We start from the raw sequence: 20,087 nt of genomic DNA on the forward strand, positions 1-20,087 counted from the left end.
CGGGGCTGGTTCCGGAACGGCGCCCGAAGACGCCATTCCGGCCCATCATTTGGCTTTACTGCTGGTAGTAGAAGGTCTCGGGCTTGGCCGGTCCCGGCGTCATGTAGAAGGACGTACTGGGGATGACCTTCGGCACGTTGTGCATATTGGTCTTGACGATGCCGACGCGGTCCGGCTCCAGGTTGGTGCCGATGACGTAGAACTCGTCACGCGTGATCGCCAGCAGCTCCTTCATGGCTCCGAGCTGTTTTTGGAGCGTCGACGCTTCCTGAACCTGCCGGTAGAGATCCATCTGCTTCTTGGCCGCCGGGCTTGGTTCCTCAGCGTTCGGATCCTTGGGATTCTGGTAGTAGAGGCCCCAGGCCGTCGCGAAGCTCGATTCATATTCGTGCGGGAAATACCATTTGGGATCGAGCAGGCCGAGGAAGTCGTAGCCACCGCCGCCGACCCAGGCCAGGCCGTCATTCTCATTGTTCTGCAGGCGGGAGAAGATCAGCGAACGTTCGGCCGGGCGGGGCTGCATGTCGATGCCCACGGCTCGCCAATAACGCTGGATCATTTCCAGCGCGTCGACCTGGATGGGGCTGCCGGTCAGCGCATCGATCGCAAAGGTGATCCGCTTGCCGTCCTGGCCGAGACGAAAACCTTCGGCGTCTTTCTTGGCCAGGCCGGCCTTGTCGAGATACTGGTTGGCGAGATCGACGTTATATTCCAGATACTGCGTCGCCATCTTCTCGTCGTAGAGCGCCGTGCCCTCGCGGGGTGCGGCCTGATAGGGCTTGGCCTGCCCGGCATAAATCAGCTGGTTGAGCTCCTCGCGGTTGATGGCGTGGCTGAGGCCGATGCGGAAATCCTTGTTGGAGAAGACGGCGCGCAGGGCCGGGTTCTTGTGGGTCTGGTTGAGCGTGATCAGCAGCGCATTCGACCAGGCCGGCCGGGCGATGAACAGGCCGTAGCCGCCCTTCTGCTGGTTCTGCACGATCACGGTGCGGGCATCCGTCGTCTCGATAAAGCGGTTCTGCATGTCGATTTCGCCGCTGATCGCTTTCAGGATGATCGCCTGCGTGTCCTGCATCACGTCGATGGTGATGCGGTCGAAGTAAGGCAGCTGGTTTCCTGCCGTATCCACCTTGGCATAATAGGGATTGCGTTCGGCGACGACCTGCGTCGTGCCGTTATAGGGCGCGGTCAGCACCCAGGCGTCGAGCGTCGGGCGGCCGAGATCGCGCCAGCGGCCGGGAAAGCCGATCTTGTTGTTGAAGAGCTGGACCCAGTCAGTTGCGCCGGCCGCCTTCGCCAGAGCATCGACGCCGTCGGGATTGAAATCCTTGTGAAACTGCTTGAGGTAATGCGCCGGTGCCGCCGCCAGAATATCGGAGCCGCGCACGGTCGCCATATTCATCAGGAAGAGCCCGTTCGGCGCAGCGAATTTGAAGACCACCTTGTCGTCGCCGATCTTCTCGACCTTGACGGTCTCGCCGCCGGCAGTCAGCCATCCCGGCGCGGCAGGGGTGATCTTGGTGTTACGCAGCACATTCTCGTTCCACCACACCAGATCGTCCGCGGTGAAAGGCTCGCCGTCCGACCAGCGCGTGCCTTCGCGCAGGGTGAAGGTATATTCGGTGGCGTTGGCATTGACCTCGAAACTCTTGGCGATGTCGGGGATCACCTCCGTCCATTCCGGGTTCCAGCGGACCAGCCTGGTATAGCCGATCGAACGCTCAATCTCGCTATCGCCGCCGCCGAAGGTGGCCGTGCGCCAGGTGCCGCCATAAGTGCCGACCGATTCAAGGGGAGTGAGCACGAGCGGCTCCTTGGGCACCCGCTTTTCCACAGGCGGCAACTTGCCGGCGTCGACGAGCGCCTTGAGTTCCGGCGCCTCCTGAAAGCCGAGGGCAGCGCCGGCCCAGCTGGAGCCGATGAGGATCGCACCGGCAACGATCGAAACGACCTGCCGTCGTAGCATTCTGACGTGTTGCATTGTTTCCTCCCAATGATCTCGCCTAGGTTATCGTTAACGTATTTTCCTCCAGCTATAACGTTAACGTTACCGTTGTTTCTTGTCAAAGAGATTCTCGGAGTCGTGTTCAAGGCCTGATCAGCCTTGGCTTTATCTAGAATTATGTTAGTTATCGTTATCCAAAATTTATCCAGAGATACCCAGTTGAGCCACCCCAAAGAGCCAGAGTCCAAAATCACCATCGCCGATGTCGCCCGCGCCGCCGGCGTGTCGCCGATGACGGTATCGCGCGTGCTCAATGATCAGGGTGGCGCCAGTGCAGAGACCACGCAGCGCATTCTTCTGGCGGCGAACGAACTCAACTATCGGCCCAATCCCTTTGCGCGCGGATTGCGATCCGACCGGTCGAAGACCATCGGCCTTCTCGTTCCCGACATCACCAACCCGTTCTTCCCCGAGGTCATCAGGGGAGCCGAGGATGCGGCGAGTGCGGCCGGCTACAACCTGCTTCTGTCCAACGTCGTCGAGAACAGCAAGCGGGAGGAAGAACTGATCGAAGCGCTGCTGCGGCACCGCGTCGACGGCATAATCGTCTGCAGCGCGCGCCTGCCCGACGCCGCCCTGCACAAGGCGCTCGCGCACCACCGCGCCGTCGTGCTCATCAACCGCGAGGCTCCCCCTGAAGTCGCCGGAACGATCGTTACCGACTACGAGACCGGCGCGTCGCGAGCCATCGACCATCTGGTCGAGCGTGGGCGCCGCAAAATCGCCATCGTCGCGGGACCGCGCAGTTCCTTCGGCGGCAAGAGCCGCCTCGTCGGCTTCCGCAAGACGCTGGCGGCCCATGGGCTGAAGGCGCATGGCATCGTCTACTGTGATCCCACGGCTGCGGGCGGGCAGACGGCGGCCGCGCGATTGCTGGCGGAAACGCCTGGGATCGACGCCCTCGTCTGCTACAACGACCTCAATGCGATCGGCGCCATGAAGGCCTGCCGGGCCGCCGGCATTTCCATCCCCGAACAGATCGCCCTCATCGGTTTCGACGACATCCCGACCGCCGAACTTCTTTCACCGGCGCTCACCACCTTGCGGGTGCAGAAACGGGAAATGGGTGAGGAAGCCGTACGCCTGCTGCTCAGCCGCATCGCCACCAAGAACCGTCAGCACGGCATCGTCATCGTGCCCGAGCTCATCATCCGCGAAACGACCTGATCGACCATCAACAGGAGGATATCCCATGGATGCCGACAATCTGCAGTCACTGGCCCTGCCCGAGGAGAAGAAAGCCTGGTTCGTCCATGACCGTTTCGGCATGTTCGTGCACTGGGGGCTCTATGCCCTGCCGGCGCGTCATGAATGGGTCAAAAGCCGCGAAGAATTGAACGACGCCGACTATCAAAAATATTTCGATCGTTTCGATCCCGATCTCTACGACCCGCGCGAATGGGCGAGACGCGCCAAGGCCGCGGGCATGAAATATGTCGTGCTGACCACCAAGCACCATGAGGGCTTCTGCCTGTGGGATACCAAGGCCACCGACTTTAAGGTGACCAACACGCCCTATGGAAAGGATCTGCTGCGCCCCTTCGTCGACGCCTTCCGCGCCGAGGGGCTCAGGATCGGCTTCTATTATTCGCTGATCGACTGGCATCACCCCGACTTCACCGTCGATCCGCGCCATCCGCAGCGCAATCATCCCGATGCAGGGAAAATCAACGAAGGCCGGGATATGCAGCGTTATGCCGCCTTCATGCGCGAGCAAGTGCGCGAGCTGCTGACCGAGTTCGGCCGGATCGACATCCTGTGGTTCGATTTCAGCTATCCGCAGTGGAAACTCGGCGAACTTGTGGGAAAGGGCCATCGCGACTGGGAAAGCGAGAAACTGGTGCGCCTGGTGCGCGAGCTTGCTCCCGATATCATCATCAACAACCGGCTCGACCTTGCCGGCCTGCAGCCCGACATCGTCACGCCGGAGCAATATATGCCGCGCGCCTGGCCGAAGCGCGACGGCAGGCGCGTCGTCTGGGAAGCCTGCCAGACGCTCAGCGGCTCCTGGGGCTATCACCGCGACGAGGACACCTGGAAAAGCACCGAGCAGCTGGTGCAGATGCTGGTCGGCACCGTTGCGATCGGCGGCAATCTGCTGATGAATGTCGGACCGACGGCACGCGGCACACTCGACCACCGTGCAATATCGGCCCTTGCCGCCTATGAGGAGTGGATGGCGCTGCACGAGCGCAGCATCGTCGGCTGCACCCAGTCCGACTTCACCGCCCCGCCCGACTGCCGCCTGACCCAGAACGGCGATCGGCTTTACATCCACCTCTTCAACTGGCCCTACAAGCATCTGCATTTCGATGCCCTGGCCGGCAAGATCGAATATGCGCAATTCCTGCATGATGCCAGCGAAGTCACCTGGCTGCGTCCGTCCGCCAATACGCTGTGGGCGAACACCCAGTTTCCCGTCGCCGAGGACGAACTGACATTCGTCCTGCCGGTGCGCCGCCCCAAGGCCGTCGTCCCGGTCATCGAGGTGAAACTCAAGGCCGAGAGCGCGGCTGGCATTCAGGATTAAGACAAAGCGGCCCGAAGGGGTGGGACCGCCTGCCCACTGAGGAGAATGGCTGGGTCGGCACCTGCTCTTCACCATCGTCCGCTTTGAACTCACGGGCGGTTTCGGAACGTGTCGACCTCTCTGCTTCCTTCCACCGACAGTCAGTCCTCTTCGAGGACAAGCTTCTGCGCTTCCAGCAAGCGAATAAGTTTCCCGATCTCTTTCGGTCCCATGTCACCTTTTACCAGAAGCCGGACATTTGTGTCACTACCCAGGCGGTTGCGCATCCATTCTATCTCACCCTGTACAGGAGACAGCGCTTGATCCTCCTGAGAGAAGGGAAACATGGGTGGCACGTGTTGGGCTGAAGCTTTAGATTCAACAATAACTTCACTCATTGGAATACCTGTTTGGCTTCCCTCTACAGCCACCCAGTTTCCATCGTCGGAAACAAAACGGACGCGCAGAGGCCGTGGCAATTGGAGCACACCTTGCGACTCCCATTGAATGAGATCGCCTATGGCTGCTCCGCCGAAAGGCTTTCCATTGGCTCCACCCTTCGACCCAAGGGATTCTACGTCTTCCGATGACCGGGAGCCATGACTTTCGTTTCCTCTTAGTTCCTCAACGAACGACATCGTGTCGAGAAAAGCGCGCGCAGCAGGGCGGACAGCGGTTGGGTTGAAGCCCTGCCGATTCAAATACGTCAACACTCCCTCCAATGGTGGCACCGGGATACCGTCGAAGCGCTCCCGCAGTTCTCGAAACAGGTCTGGCTCGGAGGCGGCCTCCAAGAGATTGTCTATTCGCTCTTGGTCATCAATTGCATGCAAAATTGCTCGAGCGCGCGAGGTAACACGCGTCTCACCTTTTCCCGCCCGCTCTAGAAGACCATATGAAGCCAAGGCAGCAAGTGCTTTATTGGCTGGACCACTTAGGCTGGAATAACCGACAAGCTTTGCCGCCAAGGTCCGGTCCACCGGGGAAGATCGATACTGCCGTTCAATCTTTCCTACAGCATCCACTGCGTCCTTTAGAGACATATTTGGATAAGAGGGGCTGCGAATTGGTTTATTCGTGGCTGCATCCGACATCTTTGACCTCGCAAATTTCTCAGTCAGCATATACACAGCAAGCCATAAAATAGCAATCACCATTACTAGATGACTTGAACGCACACCAAAGACAAGTCATCATGGCGGATGCGAATCGCCGCCAACAAAGATCGAAACGATGATTATCAGGCTTGTGTAGCCCCTCACGCTCTGGGCATTGGCGTCAGAGGGGAGACTAATAAAAAGCCACCCGACCCGTTGCAGCGGGAAGGGCGGCTCAGATGACCAAGAAATCGAAAGGTGCGTTAGGCGCCCCGCGATCCTTTGACCACTCCAATTCAAAGATTCGCACGTCTACCGCTCTCTTTCAAGGCCCACTGCCTTACGAAAGGAGAACGGTATGGTTTGGATTAATCCTTATAACCGTATTCGCTTCGGTAAGCTCGAATTTGTCCGCGGGCATTTTCGTAGTCGCTAATCAGGCAACAGCGGAGTAGCCGCTTTGCCTGTATGTCCAATCAATTTGGCCGGGATCATTACAGGCTCCCGGCTTTTTTCGGCCGGCATGCTTGGAAAGTACGACGTCTCTCTCCAACTGAGCCAATGCTCAGGACAGGCTGATCGCCATTGGCCGGTCGAGGTCGCGGGCGAGATAGTCCTGGATCTGGCGGACGATCTGGCTGGCGTGGGCGATCGCCAGCCGGTCGGCCCGCTCGGCATCGCCCGCTTCGATCGCGGCGATGATTTCCTCGTGTTCGTCGACATATTGACGCGGCAGGCGGTCGTCGAAGGTGGAGTAATAGAGGCGTAGGATGCGCCGGCCTTCGTCGAGCAGCTTGGCGAAGAAGGTCGTGTAATAGGAATTGCCGGCGAGCTCGGCGATCGCCACGTGAAATTCGCGGTTCGCCTCGATCATCGCATAGGCGTCGCGCGCGGCGACGGCATCGGCAAAATGCTTTTGGTGCAGCCGGATGCTCTTCATGATTTCACCGTTCCGCCGCTCGGCCGCCCCGCGCGTCGTGACCCGGTACATCAGCGTCAGCGCTTCGAAATATGTGGGCAGGCTGGCGAAATCGATCGGCGCGACGATCGTGTTCCGGTTCGGCAGGGTTGTGACCAAGCCGTCGGCGGCAAGCCGCAGCAGCGCCTCGCGAATGGGCGTCCTCGACATGCCGAAACGCTCCGACAGCCGGACCTCATCGAGCGGGCTGCCGGGCTCCAGCGCCATGGACAGGATTTCCCGGCGCAGCGTCACATAGACGCTCTGCGTGCCGGAGCCGCGCACCCGTACATTTTCCGTGTCAGTCTGCATCTGTCCTGCCCCTGTCCTGAAGCCTTGTATTGCGTTTCGGCCGGTTTCTGCAACGGTCCTGATAGAGCCGGTTGAGTCTTGTCGACAGTTTGTATATAACGCTCTTGACTTTAACGGGGTGCAAGCGATGACGACAGGATGGAAGGGCGTATTTCCCGCCGTAACGACACAATTCAACGAAGATCTTTCCGTGGATCTGCCCTCGACCCAACGCGTTCAGGACGCGCTCGTCAACGACGGCGTCAACGGCCTGATCGTCATGGGCACATGCGGCGAGAACAATTCGCTCGATCCCGATGAAAAGCGCACGATCCTCAAAGCCGCCGTCGAGGTCGTCAACGGCCGTGTTCCGGTCGTGACAGGCGTCTCCGAATTCGACACGCGGCGCGCCGTCGCCTATGCCCGCGACGCCGAAAAGCTCGGCGCCGACGGCCTGATGCTGCTGCCGGCCATGGTCTATGTGCCGAAGCCGGAAGAGCTGATCGCGCATTTCCGCACCGTCGCCGAAGCGACCTCGCTGCCGATCATGCTCTACAACAACCCGCCGGCCTATCGCGTCAACATCGGCGCCGACGTGCTGAAGGTGCTGGCCGATGTGCCGAATATCAAGGCCGTCAAGGAAAGCGCGCCGGATCCGCGCCGCTTCACCGACCTCATCAATGAATTCGGCGATCGTTTCGATATTTTCGCCGGCCTTGATGACGTCGCGCTCGAAGGGCTGATGCTCGGCGCCAAGGGCTGGGTCTCGGGCCTCACCAGCGCCTTCCCGGAGGAATCCGTGCAACTCGTCGCCGCCGCCGAACGCGGCGATTGGGAGACAGCCCGCGAGATCTACCGCTGGTTCATGCCGCTTCTGCATCTCGATGCCGAGCATGACCTCGTGCAGTCGATCAAGCTCGCCGAGCAGATCATGGGCCGCGGCTCCGAACGCGTCCGCATGCCGCGCCTGCCGCTGTCGGGCGCGCGCCGCGCCGAAGTCACCGCCATGGTCGAAAAGGCAGCCGCCACGCGTCCGTCGAAAATCGGCAAGGCCGCCTGAGGCAATGAGGCCGGCAGCGTGCGCAGCAGCTGCCGGTCCTTCCCCACCCGCTAAGCGCCTTTGGCGCTGCCGGAACGGATGAGGCTGCCACGGCTGACCAGCGACGGTATCTGGAAAATATGCTCCGCGCTGGTGCGGCCCTCTATTCTGGAAATCAATGTCCGGGTGGCGACCTGGCCGAGCTCCCTGCCCGACTGATCGATGCTTGCGAGATTGACGAGGCCGAGCGCTGCGGTCGAGGAATTGTCGTAGCCGATGACGGCGAGGTCTTCGGGTACGCGCACGCCCATCTCCATCGCCAGGCTCAAAAGCGTGATCGCGTCGAGATCGCTCCAGCAGAACACGGCGCGCGGCCTGTTTTCTCGCGACAGGAACTTTCGCATGGTTTCCTCCCGCTTTGGCGGGGCGATCGGAATTTTGCTGATCGAGGCAGACGAGCCGAGCCCGGCGCGCTGCATTGCCCGGCGGAAGCCGATCTCCCGCTGGCGAACGACGGAGACCTGGTGCCCCTCGCGCTCTCCGAGACTGAGCATTTCGATATCGCGGTAGCCGCAGGCAAGCAGCGCCTCGACTGCGATCTCCGCCCCGCGCTGGTCGTCGGCATTGACGGTATCGAAGGCGGTGGCGCCGGCATCGTGGTAGCCGACCGCGACGATCGGTATCTCTGACGCGAGTTTGGCGATGATCTCGGAGGGCAAGCGCGGGGCAACGAGGATCAGGCCGTCCATCTTGTAGTCGATCATCGACTCGATCAACGAGGTCTCCAGCTGCACGCGCGCATCGCTGACGCCGATCATCGCCTGATAATGCGACAGCGCCAGTACGCCGTTCACGCCGGCAATCACCTCCGGCAGGAAGGGATTGCGGATGTCGATCAGCAGCACGCCGATGGTGAAGCTGCGGCCGCGCAGGCCCCGTGCGGCCCGTGAAGGGCGATAGCCGAGCTCTTCGATGGCGCCGGTCACCTTTGCGCGCAGCCCTTCGCTGACGCCATAGGCATTTCGCATCACCTTGGAAACCGCGGCGACCGAGACGCCTGCGTGCGTTGCCACTGTCCGGATCGTCACGCGATCATTTCGTTGCAGTCTTTGTTTGTCTTCGATCGGCATGAAATCTCTGGGCTGCTCTGCGGGCCGTCCACAATCGCCCGCGAAAACACCATGGCAGAGTGGCGGCGAAATTTCTATTGCACTCCCGAAAAAAATGTAGAACGTTATATGGAGAACGTTCTACATTCTGTGGGAGGACTTGATGAACTTTCAGCCGGCAGCCATCAACGGCGATCTCGTTTCGCGCGCCTGGTCGGGGGACATGATCGCGCCACTGTCGGACGGCGGCCAGGGAACGCAGGCAAGCTTTGTCTCCAGAACCTTCGAGCACGATGGCGCGGGCGGTCCGGCCGAACTCTTCATCTCCGCGCTCGGCCTCTACCGCTGCTTCATCAATGGCGAGCGCGTCGGCACCGATCTTTTGACGCCCGGCTGGACGAATTATGACGATCGCATCGCCTATCAGCGATACGACGTGTCGAGCCTGCTCAAGTCAGGCGTCAACCGGATCGAGATCTGGCTCGCCGACGGATGGTACCGGTCGCCCATCATGTGGGGCGCCAAAGCGATCCCGAACTGCTGGGGCGACAGGATCGGCGCCATTGCGGATCTGGTCACGCCGGGCGGCACCATTCTGTCCACCGATACGAGCTGGCGGAGCGGCCTTCTGCCCATTCTGAAGTCGGGGATCTATTTCGGCGAGATCTATGACGCCCTCCGGGAAACCCTCGCAGAAACCCATGGGACAGAGAGACTGCCTTTCGACAAGGGGCTGCTCGTCGCCCATGAGACCGCGGCGGTGCGGGAGTTGCAGCCGCTCGCCCCGGTCGACAGCTGGACCGATGAGGAAGGCAGGACGATCTATGATTTCGGCCAGAATGTCGGCGGCTATGTCAGATACACGGTCCGCGGCACGGGCGGCGCCGAAGTGCGGGTGGAGCATTCGGAAGTCCTCGGTCCCGATCGCCATTTCGACAATCGCAACTATCGTGCGGCCGCAGCGCACACGCTTTATACGTTGCACGGAGACGGCGACGAGACCTATGCGCCGCATTTCACCTTCCACGGCTTCCGCTATGCCAGAGTGACGATCACTGGGAACGCCGAGATTCTCGAAATCGCATCGATCCCAATCTCGTCGGTGCCGGAACCCGCCGGCGGCTTCACCTCGGGCAACCCTCTCGTCAACCGTCTCGTGCAGAACACCATCTGGTCGCAGCGCGCCAATTTCGTCGAAGTGCCCACAGATTGCCCGCAGCGCGACGAACGCCTGGGGTGGACGGGCGACGCCCAGGTCTTTGCCGCAACCGCGTGCTGGCTGAGCGACAGCCGGTCCTTCCTCAGGAAGTATCTGCGCGACGTGATGGCCGACCAGCGCGAGGACGGGGCCGTCTCGCATTTCTCGCCGGACCCCACTCGCCTGCATCCCGCCAACTTCCCGGGCTATGCCGGCTCGACCGGCTGGGGCGATGCGATCGTCGTCATCCCCTGGGTGCTCTACACCCATTACGGCGATCGGGCCGCTCTGTCGGAGTGCCTGGATTCCATGGTGCGCTGGGTCGATTTCGTCTGGTCCATCTCGGATGGCCCGATCGTGCGTCCGCCGTCGCATTGGGGCGCCCGCGGCTTCACCTTCGGCGACTGGCTGCAGCCGGTCGGCGACAACAGGAAGCCGCGCCCGACGATCGCCGACGATTGCGCCGCCACCCTTTATCACTTCATCTCGACAGACCTTCTCGCAAAGATCGCCGCCGTTCTCGGCGAAGACACGCTAGGAGAGCAGATGAAGCGGCGCGCCGGAGAAATCCGGCAGGCTTTCGCCAACGAGTTCATCACGCCGGCGGGACGGCTCGCTCATAACGACCAGACCTCCTATGCGCTGGCGTTCCTCCACGACCTGATACCGGCCGAGCATGATCAGGCGGCCCGGCAGCATTTCCGGCAGGTGATCATCGATGCCGACTACAAGATCGGCACCGGCTTCATCGGCACCCCTGCCCTCCTGCCGGCGTTGACAAAGCTCGGCATGGACGACCTTGCCGAAAAGGTCTTCCTGCAGGAGGACGTGCCGGGCTGGCTCTATCAGGTCTCGAAGGGAGCGACGACGATCTGGGAACGCTGGGATTCGATGGCGCCTGACGGCACCATCTACGAGCCTGACATGAACAGCTACAATCATTATGCCTATGGCGCGGTCTGCCAATGGCTGTTCGAATGCGTCGCCGGCATTTCACCGAGCCCGGATGCGCCGGGGTTTGCCGAAGTCATCGTCGATCCCGCACCGATCCCATCGCTTTCGCATGTTTCAGCCTATCACGATGTCAGCCAGGGACGCATCGAGGCGGGCTGGCGCTGCACCGGCAACGAGGTCACCTATGTGCTGACGCTTCCGGAGGGCTGCGTCGGCCGCTTCCGGCCCGGACGGCGGCACCAGAACCCGTCGCTTGACGGCAAGCCTGTCACCGGAGAGGCCGTTCTTTCGCCCGGGACGCACCAGCTGGTTTTTTCTCTACCCGATCATTGAGGAGCATAAAGGTCACACCGTTCAGAGGAGGAACGTCATGACACATCGGATAAAGCGCATTCTTTGGGGTGCGTCGGCGCTTCTGGCCTTGGCCGCGGCCAGCCCGTCGCAGGCGGAAACCACGCTGTCTTTCCTGATCGACAATAACCCCGACACGGTCGCGGCGGCCGAGGCCCTGGTCGCCGCCTACCAGGCCAAGGCACCCGACGTAACGATCGAGATCGAGCAGCGGCCGGGCGGCGGCGAGGGCGACAACATCGTCAAGACACGCCTGGCGACCGGCGAAATGTCCGACGTGTTCCTCTATAATTCCGGCTCGCTCCTGCAGGCGCTGAAGCCCACGCAGACGCTTGTCGATCTGAGCGGCCTGCCGTCGCAGGCGAAGGTCGACGAAAGCTTCAAGGCCGTCGTCAGCGCCGACGGCAAGCTCTACGGCGTTCCCTTCGGCACGGCGATGGCGGGCGGGATCCTCTATAACAGGAAGATCTACCAGGAGCTTGGCCTGTCCGTTCCGAAAACATGGGCTGATTTCATGGCCAACAACGCCAAGGTCAAGGCATCGGGCAAGGTCGCCGTGGCGCAGACCTATCGCGATACCTGGACTTCGCAGCTCTTCGTTCTCGCCGATTACTACAATCTGCATGCCGCCGTGCCGAACTTCGCCGCCGACTATACCGCCAACAAGGCGAAATATGCCGAAACACCGGCAGCCATGAAGGGCTTCGAACGGCTGAAGGACGTTCACGACGCAGGCCTGATGAATGAGGACTTCGGCGCGGCAAGCTATGACGACGGCCTCAGAATGGTGGCGACCGGCGAGGCGGCGCATTATCCGATGCTGAGTTTCGCCGTCGGCGCGCTCAAACAGAATTATCCCGACAATCTGGGCGATGTCGGCTTCTTCGCCCAGCCGAGCGACGATGCGGAGACGAACGGGCTGACGGTCTGGATGCCGCCGGGCCTTTATATCCCGGCCAGCAGCCAGCACGCCGACGAAGCAAAGAAATTCGTCGATTTCGCCGGAAGCGTCGAGGGCTGCAAGGTGATGGTGGACACCAACGCCGTCCAAGGGCCTTCCCTGGTCGACGGCTGCGACCTGCCGGCGGACGTGCCGCCTGCAATCAAGGACATGCTTCCCTATTTCGAAACCAAGGACAAGACGACGCCGGCGCTGGAATTCGTCTCTCCGGTCAAGGGACCGGCGCTCGAACAGATCACCGTGGAGGTCGGCTCCGGCATCCGCCAACCCGCCGACGCGGCGAAGCTCTATGACGAGGATGTGCGCAAGCAGGCCAAGCAGCTCGGGCTGCCCAACTGGTAGAGCGGTCTTTCGGGCCAGTCAGCCTCGCCCGCAAAGGCGAGGCTCCACCCGATCGAAGAGGGAGTCATGATCGAGACACGCCGCCCCGCGCGCAAATCGCCCTATCCGCTGTGGTTTTTCATTCCCGCCGCCGTCATTTACGGCGTGCTGTTTCTCGTTCCCACGATATCGTCCCTCTGGTTCAGCCTGACACGCTGGGATCTGTCGACGGCCGAATTCATCGGGTTCGAAAATTTCCGGCAGTTCTTTTCCGAACCCTTCCTGATCCAGGGGCTCTTCAATACGCTGATCTATGCCGTGACGACCTCGGGCCTGAAGACGGTCTGCGGGCTGCTGCTCGCCGTGCTCCTCACCGGCAATATCTTCGCCCGCGGCTTCCTGCGCACGCTGGTCTTCTTTCCCGTCCTCGTCTCGACGATCGGCATCGGCATCACCTTCACCGTGATGATGCATCCGACCAAGGGTATCATCAACGTTACGCTCGAGGCGCTCGGCATTCCTGGGCCGGGATGGCTCACTGACCCGGCGCTCGCCCTTTTTTCGGTGGCCCTGGTCGATCTGTGGAAGGGGGTCGGCCTCGCCACCCTTATCTTCATCGCCGGTCTCGCCGCCATCAGCCCCGAATATTACGAGGCTGCGAGAATCGACGGAGCGACGCGCCTTCAGCAATTTTTCCGCGTCACCCTGCCGCTCGTGCGCCCAGCCACCGTCACGGTGGTGACATTGTCGCTGATCGGTGGCCTTCGCTCCTTCGACCTGATTTGGGCAATGACCCGCGGCGGACCCGGCTTCTCCTCGGACGTGATCGCCTCGGTCATCTACAAGCAATATCAGGCAGGCTTCTACGGTCTGTCGACGGCCGGCAACGTCATCCTGTTCGCGCTGATTGCCGCAATCATCCTGCCGCTTACCCTGTGGTTCAACCGGCGCGAGGTCGAAGAATGAGAAGCATCCGCCCCTATGTGACCGGCGCCATATCGCTTGCCGTCGCGGCGGTCATCTTCGTCATGCCTTTCATCTTCGTCGCTCTCCAGGCGGTCAAATCGAAATCGGAAGCCTCCCGCCTCGATTTCGAATTGCCCGGCCAATGGCTGTTCTGGGACAATCTCGTGGCCGTCTTCAAGGCGCGCGATTACCAGCTTGTGCTCGCCTATTTCAATTCGACGCTGATCACCGTCGCCTCCGTCACGATCCTCATCCTGCTGTCGGCGATGGTCGGCTATGTGATGCAGCGCCGCAGGACGGCCTGGAACAAGGTCGCATCCGTTGCGCTCTTCATGGGGCTGATGATGCCGCCCGCCGTGGTTCCGACGATCGGCCTGATGCAGGAGATCGGCCTCTTCAAGACCATGACCGGGATGATCCTGATCCAGGTCGCCTATAATCTCTCCTTCTCGACATTGCTCTACCGGTCCTTCATCTCGACCATCCCGCGCGATCTCGACGAGGCGGCGCTGATCGACGGCGCAAAGCCCCGGCAGATCTTTTTCCGGGTAATCCTGCCGCTTCTGAAGCCGGTGACCGTCACCAACATCGTCGTGCAGTCGATCGCTATCTTCAACGATTTCACCAACCCGCTCTATTACCTTCCCGGCAAGGAGAATGTGACGGTGCAGCTGACGCTCTATAATTTCCAGAGCATGTATACGAGCCAGTACAACCTCCTCTTCATGAACATCCTCCTCGTGACGATCCCGCCGCTGATCGTCTTCATCTTCTTCAACCGGCAGATCGTCGCCGGCATGACATCAGGCGCCGTCAAAGGATAGCAGAATGGCTGAGCTCACTCTCAAACAGGTCCGCAAGAGCTTCGGCGCCCTCGAGGTCATCAAGGGGATCGATCTGGAGGTGGCCTCCGGTGAATTCGTGGTGTTCGTCGGCCCCTCGGGATGCGGAAAATCGACTCTGCTGCGCATCATCGCCGGCCTGGAGGAGACGACGTCAGGCATGCTGACCATCGGCGGCAAGGACGTGACCCATGCCGAACCCTCCGAGCGGGGCATCGCCATGGTGTTCCAGAGCTACGCGCTCTATCCGCATATGACGGTGGCGGAAAATATCGGCTTCGGCCTTTCCCTCGCCCGCCGGCCCAAGGCGGAAATCACAGCCAAGGTGGCGGCGGCAGCCGAAACGCTGCAGCTCACCCACCTCTTGCAACGAAAGCCGAAAGCACTCTCCGGCGGCCAGAGGCAGCGCGTCGCCATCGGCCGGGCGATCGTTCGCGATCCCAAGGTCTTCCTGTTCGACGAGCCGCTCTCCAATCTGGACGCCTCGCTCCGGGCCCAGATGCGCCTGGAGATTTCCGATCTCCACGCCCGTCTGAAATCGACGATGATTTATGTCACCCACGACCAAGTCGAGGCGATGACGATGGCGGACAAGATCGTCGTCTTGAACGGCGGAGCGGTCGAGCAGATCGGCAGCCCGATGGAACTCTACCGCAATCCCGCCACCCCCTTCGTCGCCGGCTTCATCGGCAGCCCGAAAATGAACCTCTATGGCGGCGAGACGGCGCGGCGATTGGGCTGCATGACCTACGGCATAAGACCGGAGCATATCCGCCTTTCGACAGACGCCGGACAGTGGTATGGCACGATCCGGCACGTGGAACGCCTCGGCGCCGACGCGATCCTCTATCTCGACGTCGCCGATCTCGGTGAAATGGTCGTGCGCACCGAAGGCGAGACGCTGTTTGCGCCCGGGATGACGGTCTGGGCAAATCCGGTCGAGGGTGCGGAGCATCGGTTTTGAACAGGGCACCGCCGGCGGCCTCTCGTGGCGGCGGGGCTTCATTCTATCGCAGCCAATTTCACAGAAGCGCGCCACAGATCTAATCTAAATGATCCCGATGAACACCTTGTAAGCAACTCGCGACCTGGAGCGCCAAATGCCGAAAATCCGCAATGGTTCGTGTACGAACGCAACCCGGATCGGCAACTTGTCACTGCAGATCATGGAAGACCAAGTATCGAGTGAAAGCGCAGGCGCGCAAAGCGCAAGCATCTACAAGGTCAGGCGATGCCGCCGAGGCATATATATTTGATTTCGGTATATTCGTCCAAGCCGTGCCTGGAGCCTTCGCGGCCGAGACCCGACATCTTCACGCCACCGAATGGCGCCTCGGCGGTGGAGACGAGGCCGGTATTGACGCCGACCATCCCATATTCGAGCGCTTCGGCCACGCGGAATACCCGCGAGAGATCACGCGCGTAGAAATAGGAGGCAAGACCGAACTCGGTATCGTTAGCCTGTTCGATGACATCCTGCTCGTCGCGGAAACGAAAGAGCGGCGCGAGAGGCCCGAAGGTTTCCTCGCGGGCGACCTGCATGCCGGCGCTGACGTCGCGCAGAACGGTCGGCTCGAAGAAAAGACCGCCGAGCGCATGGCGTTTGCCCCCTGACATGATCCCCGCGCCCTTTGCGACTGCATCGCTGACATGGGCCTCGATCTTGGCGACGGCGTTTTCATCGATGAGCGGGCCGAGCACGACATCGCGCTCCAAACCATTGCCGACCTTCAGCGCCGAAACGGCCTCGGCGAGCTTGGCGGCGAACGCCTCATAGACGCCGTCCTGGACATAAAGCCGGTTGGCGCAGACGCAGGTTTGGCCATTGTTGCGGAACTTGGCGATGATCGCGCCTTCGACCGCGGCATCGAGATCGGCGTCGTCGAACACGATGAAAGGCGCGTTGCCGCCGAGCTCGAGGCCGAGCTTCTTGATCGTCGGCGCGCATTGCCGGTAAAGCAGTTCGCCGGTTCGCGTAGAGCCGGTAAAGGTCAGGACCCGGATGTCGCGGCTTGCGGTCAGGACCCCGCCGATTGCGGCCGCATCACCGGTGACGATGCTGAGGAGGCCGGTCGGCAGGCCGGCTCGTTCAGCGAGAACCGCAAGCGCGATGGCGGAGAACGGCGTCTGCGGCGCCGGCTTGAGAACGACGGCGCAGCCCGCCGCAAGTGCCGGGCCGACCTTGCGCGTGATCATCGCGTTCGGAAAGTTCCAGGGCGTGATCGCCGCCACCACACCTGCGGGCTGGCGCAGCACGAGGATGCGCTTGTCCGGCTGATGCCCCGGTATGATGTCGCCGTTGATGCGTCTTGCCTCTTCGGCGAACCATTCGATGAAGCTCGCCCCGTAGGTGATCTCCCCCTTGGCTTCGTCAAGCGGTTTTCCCTGCTCCAGCGTCAGGATCATCGCCAGATCATCGCGGTTTTCGATCATCAGGCGGTGCCACGCCTTGAGAATGGCGGCGCGTTCTCCGGCGGTCTTCTTCGCCCAAAGCTTCTGGGCGGCGACGGCTGCCCGGATGGCATCCTCCGTTTCCGCGGCACCGAGGTCAGGTACTGACCCCAGCACCTCGCCCGTCGCCGGGTTGCGGATCGCCGCCGCCTGGCGGCCTCCCGCTTCGATCCAGCGATCGGCGACCGGGCATGCCTGACGGAACAGCGAGGGGTCATTGAGCTTCATATGGCAACTTTCAGCAGAAGACGTGAGCGGCACCGGGATCGAACTCGAGATGCACCTTATCGCCGCGGCTGAGCCCGGTGATCGCCTCGTGACCGAACGGCAGGCGAACCGCCAGCGCCTCGCCATTCGCCGTTTCGGTCGAGACGTGGATGTTGTTGCCGAGGAAGGTGATGTCGCTGACCGTCGCGGCAAGACCGGCTCCCGCCGCCTGGGCCCGCGATAGGCGAATACGTTCCGGCCGCAGCATCAGAGCTGCCCTCTTGCCCGATATTCCTTTTCCATGGACCGGAATATGGTTGAAGACAGTGCCGCCACCAAGCGAAATCGTGGCCTGCCCGTCGTCAGACGACAACAGATCACAGGAAATGAAGTCGCTGTCGCCGATGAATTCGGCGACGAAGCGGGTCTTGGGATTGGCGTAAAGTTCAGGACCAGTTCCGATCTGGTCGATGACGCCCTTGGAGAAGACGGCGATGCGGTCGGAGAGCCGCAGCGCTTCTTCCTGATCATGCGTGACGTAGAGGATCGTCACTTCGGTCTGCTGGTGGATGCGGCGGATCTCGTGCTGGATTTCCTCGCGCAGCTTCTTGTCGAGCGCCGAGAGCGGCTCATCCATCAGTAGCACCGGCGGGTCGTAGGCGAGGGCTCTGGCGAGCGCGACGCGCTGCTGCTGGCCGCCGGACATTTGCGCCGGCTTGCGGTCTTCGAAGCCTTCGAGCCGGACGAGGCGCAGCATCTCCTTCACCTTGCTGTCGATCTCGGCCTTGGGCTTGCGCCGGACCTTCAGCGGAAAGGCGATGTTTTCGCCCACCGTCAGATGCGGAAACAGCGTGTAGCGCTGGAACACCATGCCGATGTTGCGCTTGTGCGACGGCGTGGCGAGCAGGGTCTTTCCCTCCAGCGTAATGTCGCCCTTCGTCGGGTTTTCAAAACCGGCCAGGATGTAGAGCGTCGTGCTCTTGCCGGATCCGGAGGGGCCGAGGAAGGTCAGGAATTCGCCGTGGCGAACGTCGAGATTGACGTCGTGGACGGCGACCACAGGGCCGTATTCCTTGCGTATTCCGCGGATCTGAAGGAATGCATCGTTCATTGTTTCAGTACCTTACGCACGACGGCAACCAGCGCCATCAAGATGATCGTCAAAAGGATGAGGAGGGTCGACGCGGCTGCAACGACAGGCGTCAGGTCTTGCCGGAGTGTCGCCCATACCTTTACGGGCAGCGTCTGCAGGGTCGGGCTCGACATGAAGATCGCCACCACCACCTCGTCCCAGGATGTCAGGAACGAGAAGACGGCGGCCGAAAACAGCCCATGGCTGATCGCCGGAAGCGTGACCCTGATCTTCGCTTCCAAAGGCGAGGCGCCGCAAAGTACCGCCGCATCCTCGATCGACTTGTCGAAACCTTCCAGCGCACTCGAGATGGACAGGATCGAGAAGGGCAGCGCCAGGACAAGGTGCGAAATGACGAAGCCCGTCAGAGTGCCGCCAAGGCCGATGCGGAGGAAGAAGGCGTAGAGGGCAACGGCCAGAACGACAACCGGCAGGATCATCGGCGTCAAGAACAGCGCTTTCAGCGCATCGCGAAACATGAACGAACCGCGCACCAGACCGAAGGACGTCACCAGCCCGAGCAGCACCGACAGGACAGTGACGATGACAGCGATTTTGAAGCTCGTCAGAGCCGATTCCAGCCAGCGCGGGTCGGCGAAGAGTTCATTATACCACTGGAAGGTCCAGCCGGGCGGCGGAAAGATCAGCCATTGCGACGAGCCGAAAGACAGAGCTGCGATGAAGACGATCGGCAGCAGCAGGAAGGCTGCCGTCAGAAGCGTTATGCCGAGAAGGATGTATTTCCACCAGCCGAGACGATCGAAATTGAGCAACATATCAACGTCCTCCCGGGTTCTGGTTGCCGAAGAAGCGCAGTTGCACGGCATAGAGCGAGAGCGTCACGACCAGGAGAACCAGTGCCGCGGCGCCGCCCATTCCCCAATTGACCAGCGACTGCACGAACTGCGCGATCAGTTCGGCGAGCATCATGTTGGCGGTACCGCCGAGAAGCGACGGCGTGACGAAGTAGCCGAGCGACATGACGAAGACCATGAGTGCGCCGGCCGCCATGCCGGGCATGGCGAGCGGCAGCAGAACACGCGTCAGACACTGCCAGCGGTTGGCGCCGCAAAGGGCAGCCGCCTGCAGGGTCGACGGGTCGATCTTCTTGATCACGCCATAGAGCGGCAGGATGATGAAGGGCAGCATGATATAGGTCATGCCGATCGTCACGCCGGTCAGATTGTTGACGAGCGCTAACGGCTGGTCGATCAGACCCATTCCCATCAGCATCTTGTTGATGAGCCCCGTCCGCTGCAGCAGCACCATCCAGGCATAGGTGCGGGCGAGCAGGTTGGTCCACATCGACAGAAGCAGGATCGCAAAGATCACCGAGGTCAGCCGTCCAGGCATGATTGCGAGCGCCCAGGCGACGGGAAATCCGATCGCAAGCGAAATCACCGTGACGAGACCCGAGACGATGAACGTGTTGGCGAAGATCTTCAGATAGGTCGCGGAGCCGATCAGCTGCGCATAGTTTCCGAGCCCCGGCACGGGTTCGAGCACGCTGCGCAGCAGGAGTATCGCCACTGGCACGACGAAAAAAATGCCGACAAAGGCAAGAGCCGGAACGACCCCGCCAAAACCTGTTGCCCTCTGCGCCTTTGGCAAGGGCGCAACTATGCCGGAGGCATCGCTATACGTCGACATGACAGTCCTTCCCACCCGTCAATACCGCGGGGCGCCGAGGTGCAAC

Annotated in this window: 16 protein-coding genes; 8 read left to right on the forward strand and 8 right to left on the reverse strand. The window is 61.4% G+C overall.

The window, feature by feature from the left end; all coding sequences use genetic code 11:
* Positions 1 to 55: 55 nt before the first annotated feature.
* Positions 56 to 1,981 (reverse strand): ABC transporter substrate-binding protein, encoded by a 1,926-nt coding sequence (locus ATY77_RS31225; RefSeq protein ID WP_088690289.1) that lies wholly within the window; start codon positions 1,979 to 1,981, stop codon positions 56 to 58.
* 183 nt (positions 1,982 to 2,164) lie between these two features.
* On the opposite strand from ATY77_RS31225, the gene ATY77_RS31230 reads away from it, so the two are divergent.
* Positions 2,165 to 3,172 carry a LacI family DNA-binding transcriptional regulator gene (locus ATY77_RS31230; protein WP_088690290.1) on the forward strand — a complete coding sequence of 336 codons (1,008 nt, stop codon included), beginning with the start codon at positions 2,165 to 2,167 and terminating at the stop codon, positions 3,170 to 3,172.
* Positions 3,173 to 3,197: 25 nt separating this feature from the next.
* A complete protein-coding gene (locus tag ATY77_RS31235; RefSeq protein WP_088690291.1) occupies positions 3,198 to 4,535 on the forward strand; it encodes an alpha-L-fucosidase in 1,338 nt (445 codons plus the stop codon).
* Positions 4,536 to 4,675: 140 nt separating this feature from the next.
* On the opposite strand, the gene ATY77_RS31240 is transcribed toward ATY77_RS31235, so the two are convergent.
* Together ATY77_RS31240 and ATY77_RS31245 are read right to left on the reverse strand one after the other, a co-directional pair.
* On the reverse strand, positions 4,676 to 5,608 hold the full coding sequence (locus ATY77_RS31240; protein WP_141103979.1) for a hypothetical protein: 933 nt from the start codon (positions 5,606 to 5,608) through the stop codon (positions 4,676 to 4,678).
* 568 nt (positions 5,609 to 6,176) lie between these two features.
* Positions 6,177 to 6,881 carry a GntR family transcriptional regulator gene (locus tag ATY77_RS31245; protein ID WP_088690293.1) on the reverse strand — a complete coding sequence of 235 codons (705 nt, stop codon included), beginning with the start codon at positions 6,879 to 6,881 and terminating at the stop codon, positions 6,177 to 6,179.
* A 127-nt stretch (positions 6,882 to 7,008) separates the two neighbouring features.
* Here ATY77_RS31245 and ATY77_RS31250 point away from each other — a divergent pair, with 127 nt between their 5' ends.
* A complete protein-coding gene (locus ATY77_RS31250) occupies positions 7,009 to 7,920 on the forward strand; it encodes a dihydrodipicolinate synthase family protein (protein ID WP_088690294.1) in 912 nt (303 codons plus the stop codon).
* 50 nt (positions 7,921 to 7,970) lie between these two features.
* Here the strand turns inward: ATY77_RS31250 and ATY77_RS31255 are convergent, their stop codons facing one another.
* Entirely contained in the window at positions 7,971 to 9,029 is a 1,059-nt protein-coding gene (locus ATY77_RS31255; protein WP_088690295.1) for a LacI family DNA-binding transcriptional regulator, read from the reverse strand.
* 142 nt (positions 9,030 to 9,171) lie between these two features.
* On the opposite strand from ATY77_RS31255, the gene ATY77_RS31260 reads away from it, so the two are divergent.
* From ATY77_RS31260 to ugpC, 5 genes are all read left to right on the forward strand, one after another.
* Complete coding sequence (locus tag ATY77_RS31260; RefSeq protein WP_088690296.1) at positions 9,172 to 11,493, forward strand: alpha-L-rhamnosidase; 2,322 nt, start codon at positions 9,172 to 9,174, stop codon at positions 11,491 to 11,493.
* Positions 11,494 to 11,530: 37 nt separating this feature from the next.
* Positions 11,531 to 12,814 carry an extracellular solute-binding protein gene (locus ATY77_RS31265; RefSeq protein ID WP_088690297.1) on the forward strand — a complete coding sequence of 428 codons (1,284 nt, stop codon included), beginning with the start codon at positions 11,531 to 11,533 and terminating at the stop codon, positions 12,812 to 12,814.
* A gap of 66 nt (positions 12,815 to 12,880) precedes the next feature.
* Positions 12,881 to 13,759 carry a sugar ABC transporter permease gene (locus ATY77_RS31270; RefSeq protein ID WP_088690298.1) on the forward strand — a complete coding sequence of 293 codons (879 nt, stop codon included), beginning with the start codon at positions 12,881 to 12,883 and terminating at the stop codon, positions 13,757 to 13,759.
* A complete protein-coding gene (locus ATY77_RS31275; protein WP_088690299.1) occupies positions 13,756 to 14,583 on the forward strand; it encodes a carbohydrate ABC transporter permease in 828 nt (275 codons plus the stop codon). The genes ATY77_RS31270 and ATY77_RS31275 overlap by 4 nt, the downstream gene beginning before the upstream one ends.
* A 4-nt stretch (positions 14,584 to 14,587) precedes the next feature.
* Entirely contained in the window at positions 14,588 to 15,565 is a 978-nt protein-coding gene (gene ugpC, locus ATY77_RS31280) for a sn-glycerol-3-phosphate ABC transporter ATP-binding protein UgpC (RefSeq protein ID WP_088690300.1), read from the forward strand.
* Between the two features lie 260 nt (positions 15,566 to 15,825).
* Here ugpC and ATY77_RS31285 read toward each other — a convergent pair whose 3' ends face one another.
* Genes ATY77_RS31285 through ATY77_RS31300 form a run of 4 tightly spaced genes read right to left on the reverse strand, consistent with a single transcriptional unit; the run spans position 15,826 to position 20,041 of the window.
* The gene (locus ATY77_RS31285) at positions 15,826 to 17,280 is read right to left on the reverse strand and encodes an NAD-dependent succinate-semialdehyde dehydrogenase (protein WP_088690301.1); all 1,455 of its coding nucleotides are present in this window, start codon (positions 17,278 to 17,280) and stop codon (positions 15,826 to 15,828) included.
* 10 nt (positions 17,281 to 17,290) lie between these two features.
* A complete protein-coding gene (locus ATY77_RS31290; protein WP_088690302.1) occupies positions 17,291 to 18,370 on the reverse strand; it encodes an ABC transporter ATP-binding protein in 1,080 nt (359 codons plus the stop codon).
* Positions 18,367 to 19,167, reverse strand: coding sequence for an ABC transporter permease (locus ATY77_RS31295; protein WP_088690303.1), 801 nt, complete (start codon positions 19,165 to 19,167; stop codon positions 18,367 to 18,369). The genes ATY77_RS31290 and ATY77_RS31295 overlap by 4 nt, the downstream gene beginning before the upstream one ends.
* Position 19,168: 1 nt before the next feature.
* A complete protein-coding gene (locus ATY77_RS31300) occupies positions 19,169 to 20,041 on the reverse strand; it encodes an ABC transporter permease (protein WP_088690304.1) in 873 nt (290 codons plus the stop codon).
* Between the last annotated feature and the right edge of the window lie 46 nt (positions 20,042 to 20,087).

This window comes from Rhizobium sp. R634 (assembly GCF_002211305.1).
Lineage (GTDB): Bacteria > Pseudomonadota > Alphaproteobacteria > Rhizobiales > Rhizobiaceae > Rhizobium.

What these genes read in the sequence shown, in the direction of transcription:
- ATY77_RS31225 (WP_088690289.1), bottom strand. Translation starts at nt 1,981, where the DNA reads ATGCAACACGTCAGAATGCTACGACGGCAGGTCGTTTCGATCGTTGCC.
- ATY77_RS31235 (WP_088690291.1), top strand. Translation starts at nt 3,198, where the DNA reads ATGGATGCCGACAATCTGCAGTCACTGGCCCTGCCCGAGGAGAAGAAA.
- ATY77_RS31240 (WP_141103979.1), bottom strand. Translation starts at nt 5,608, where the DNA reads ATGTCGGATGCAGCCACGAATAAACCAATTCGCAGCCCCTCTTATCCA.
- ATY77_RS31245 (WP_088690293.1), bottom strand. Translation starts at nt 6,881, where the DNA reads ATGCAGACTGACACGGAAAATGTACGGGTGCGCGGCTCCGGCACGCAG.
- ATY77_RS31250 (WP_088690294.1), top strand. Translation starts at nt 7,009, where the DNA reads ATGACGACAGGATGGAAGGGCGTATTTCCCGCCGTAACGACACAATTC.
- ATY77_RS31255 (WP_088690295.1), bottom strand. Translation starts at nt 9,029, where the DNA reads ATGCCGATCGAAGACAAACAAAGACTGCAACGAAATGATCGCGTGACG.
- ATY77_RS31260 (WP_088690296.1), top strand. Translation starts at nt 9,172, where the DNA reads ATGAACTTTCAGCCGGCAGCCATCAACGGCGATCTCGTTTCGCGCGCC.
- ATY77_RS31265 (WP_088690297.1), top strand. Translation starts at nt 11,531, where the DNA reads ATGACACATCGGATAAAGCGCATTCTTTGGGGTGCGTCGGCGCTTCTG.
- ATY77_RS31270 (WP_088690298.1), top strand. Translation starts at nt 12,881, where the DNA reads ATGATCGAGACACGCCGCCCCGCGCGCAAATCGCCCTATCCGCTGTGG.
- ATY77_RS31275 (WP_088690299.1), top strand. Translation starts at nt 13,756, where the DNA reads ATGAGAAGCATCCGCCCCTATGTGACCGGCGCCATATCGCTTGCCGTC.
- ugpC (WP_088690300.1), top strand. Translation starts at nt 14,588, where the DNA reads ATGGCTGAGCTCACTCTCAAACAGGTCCGCAAGAGCTTCGGCGCCCTC.
- ATY77_RS31285 (WP_088690301.1), bottom strand. Translation starts at nt 17,280, where the DNA reads ATGAAGCTCAATGACCCCTCGCTGTTCCGTCAGGCATGCCCGGTCGCC.
- ATY77_RS31290 (WP_088690302.1), bottom strand. Translation starts at nt 18,370, where the DNA reads ATGAACGATGCATTCCTTCAGATCCGCGGAATACGCAAGGAATACGGC.
- ATY77_RS31295 (WP_088690303.1), bottom strand. Translation starts at nt 19,167, where the DNA reads ATGTTGCTCAATTTCGATCGTCTCGGCTGGTGGAAATACATCCTTCTC.
- ATY77_RS31300 (WP_088690304.1), bottom strand. Translation starts at nt 20,041, where the DNA reads ATGTCGACGTATAGCGATGCCTCCGGCATAGTTGCGCCCTTGCCAAAG.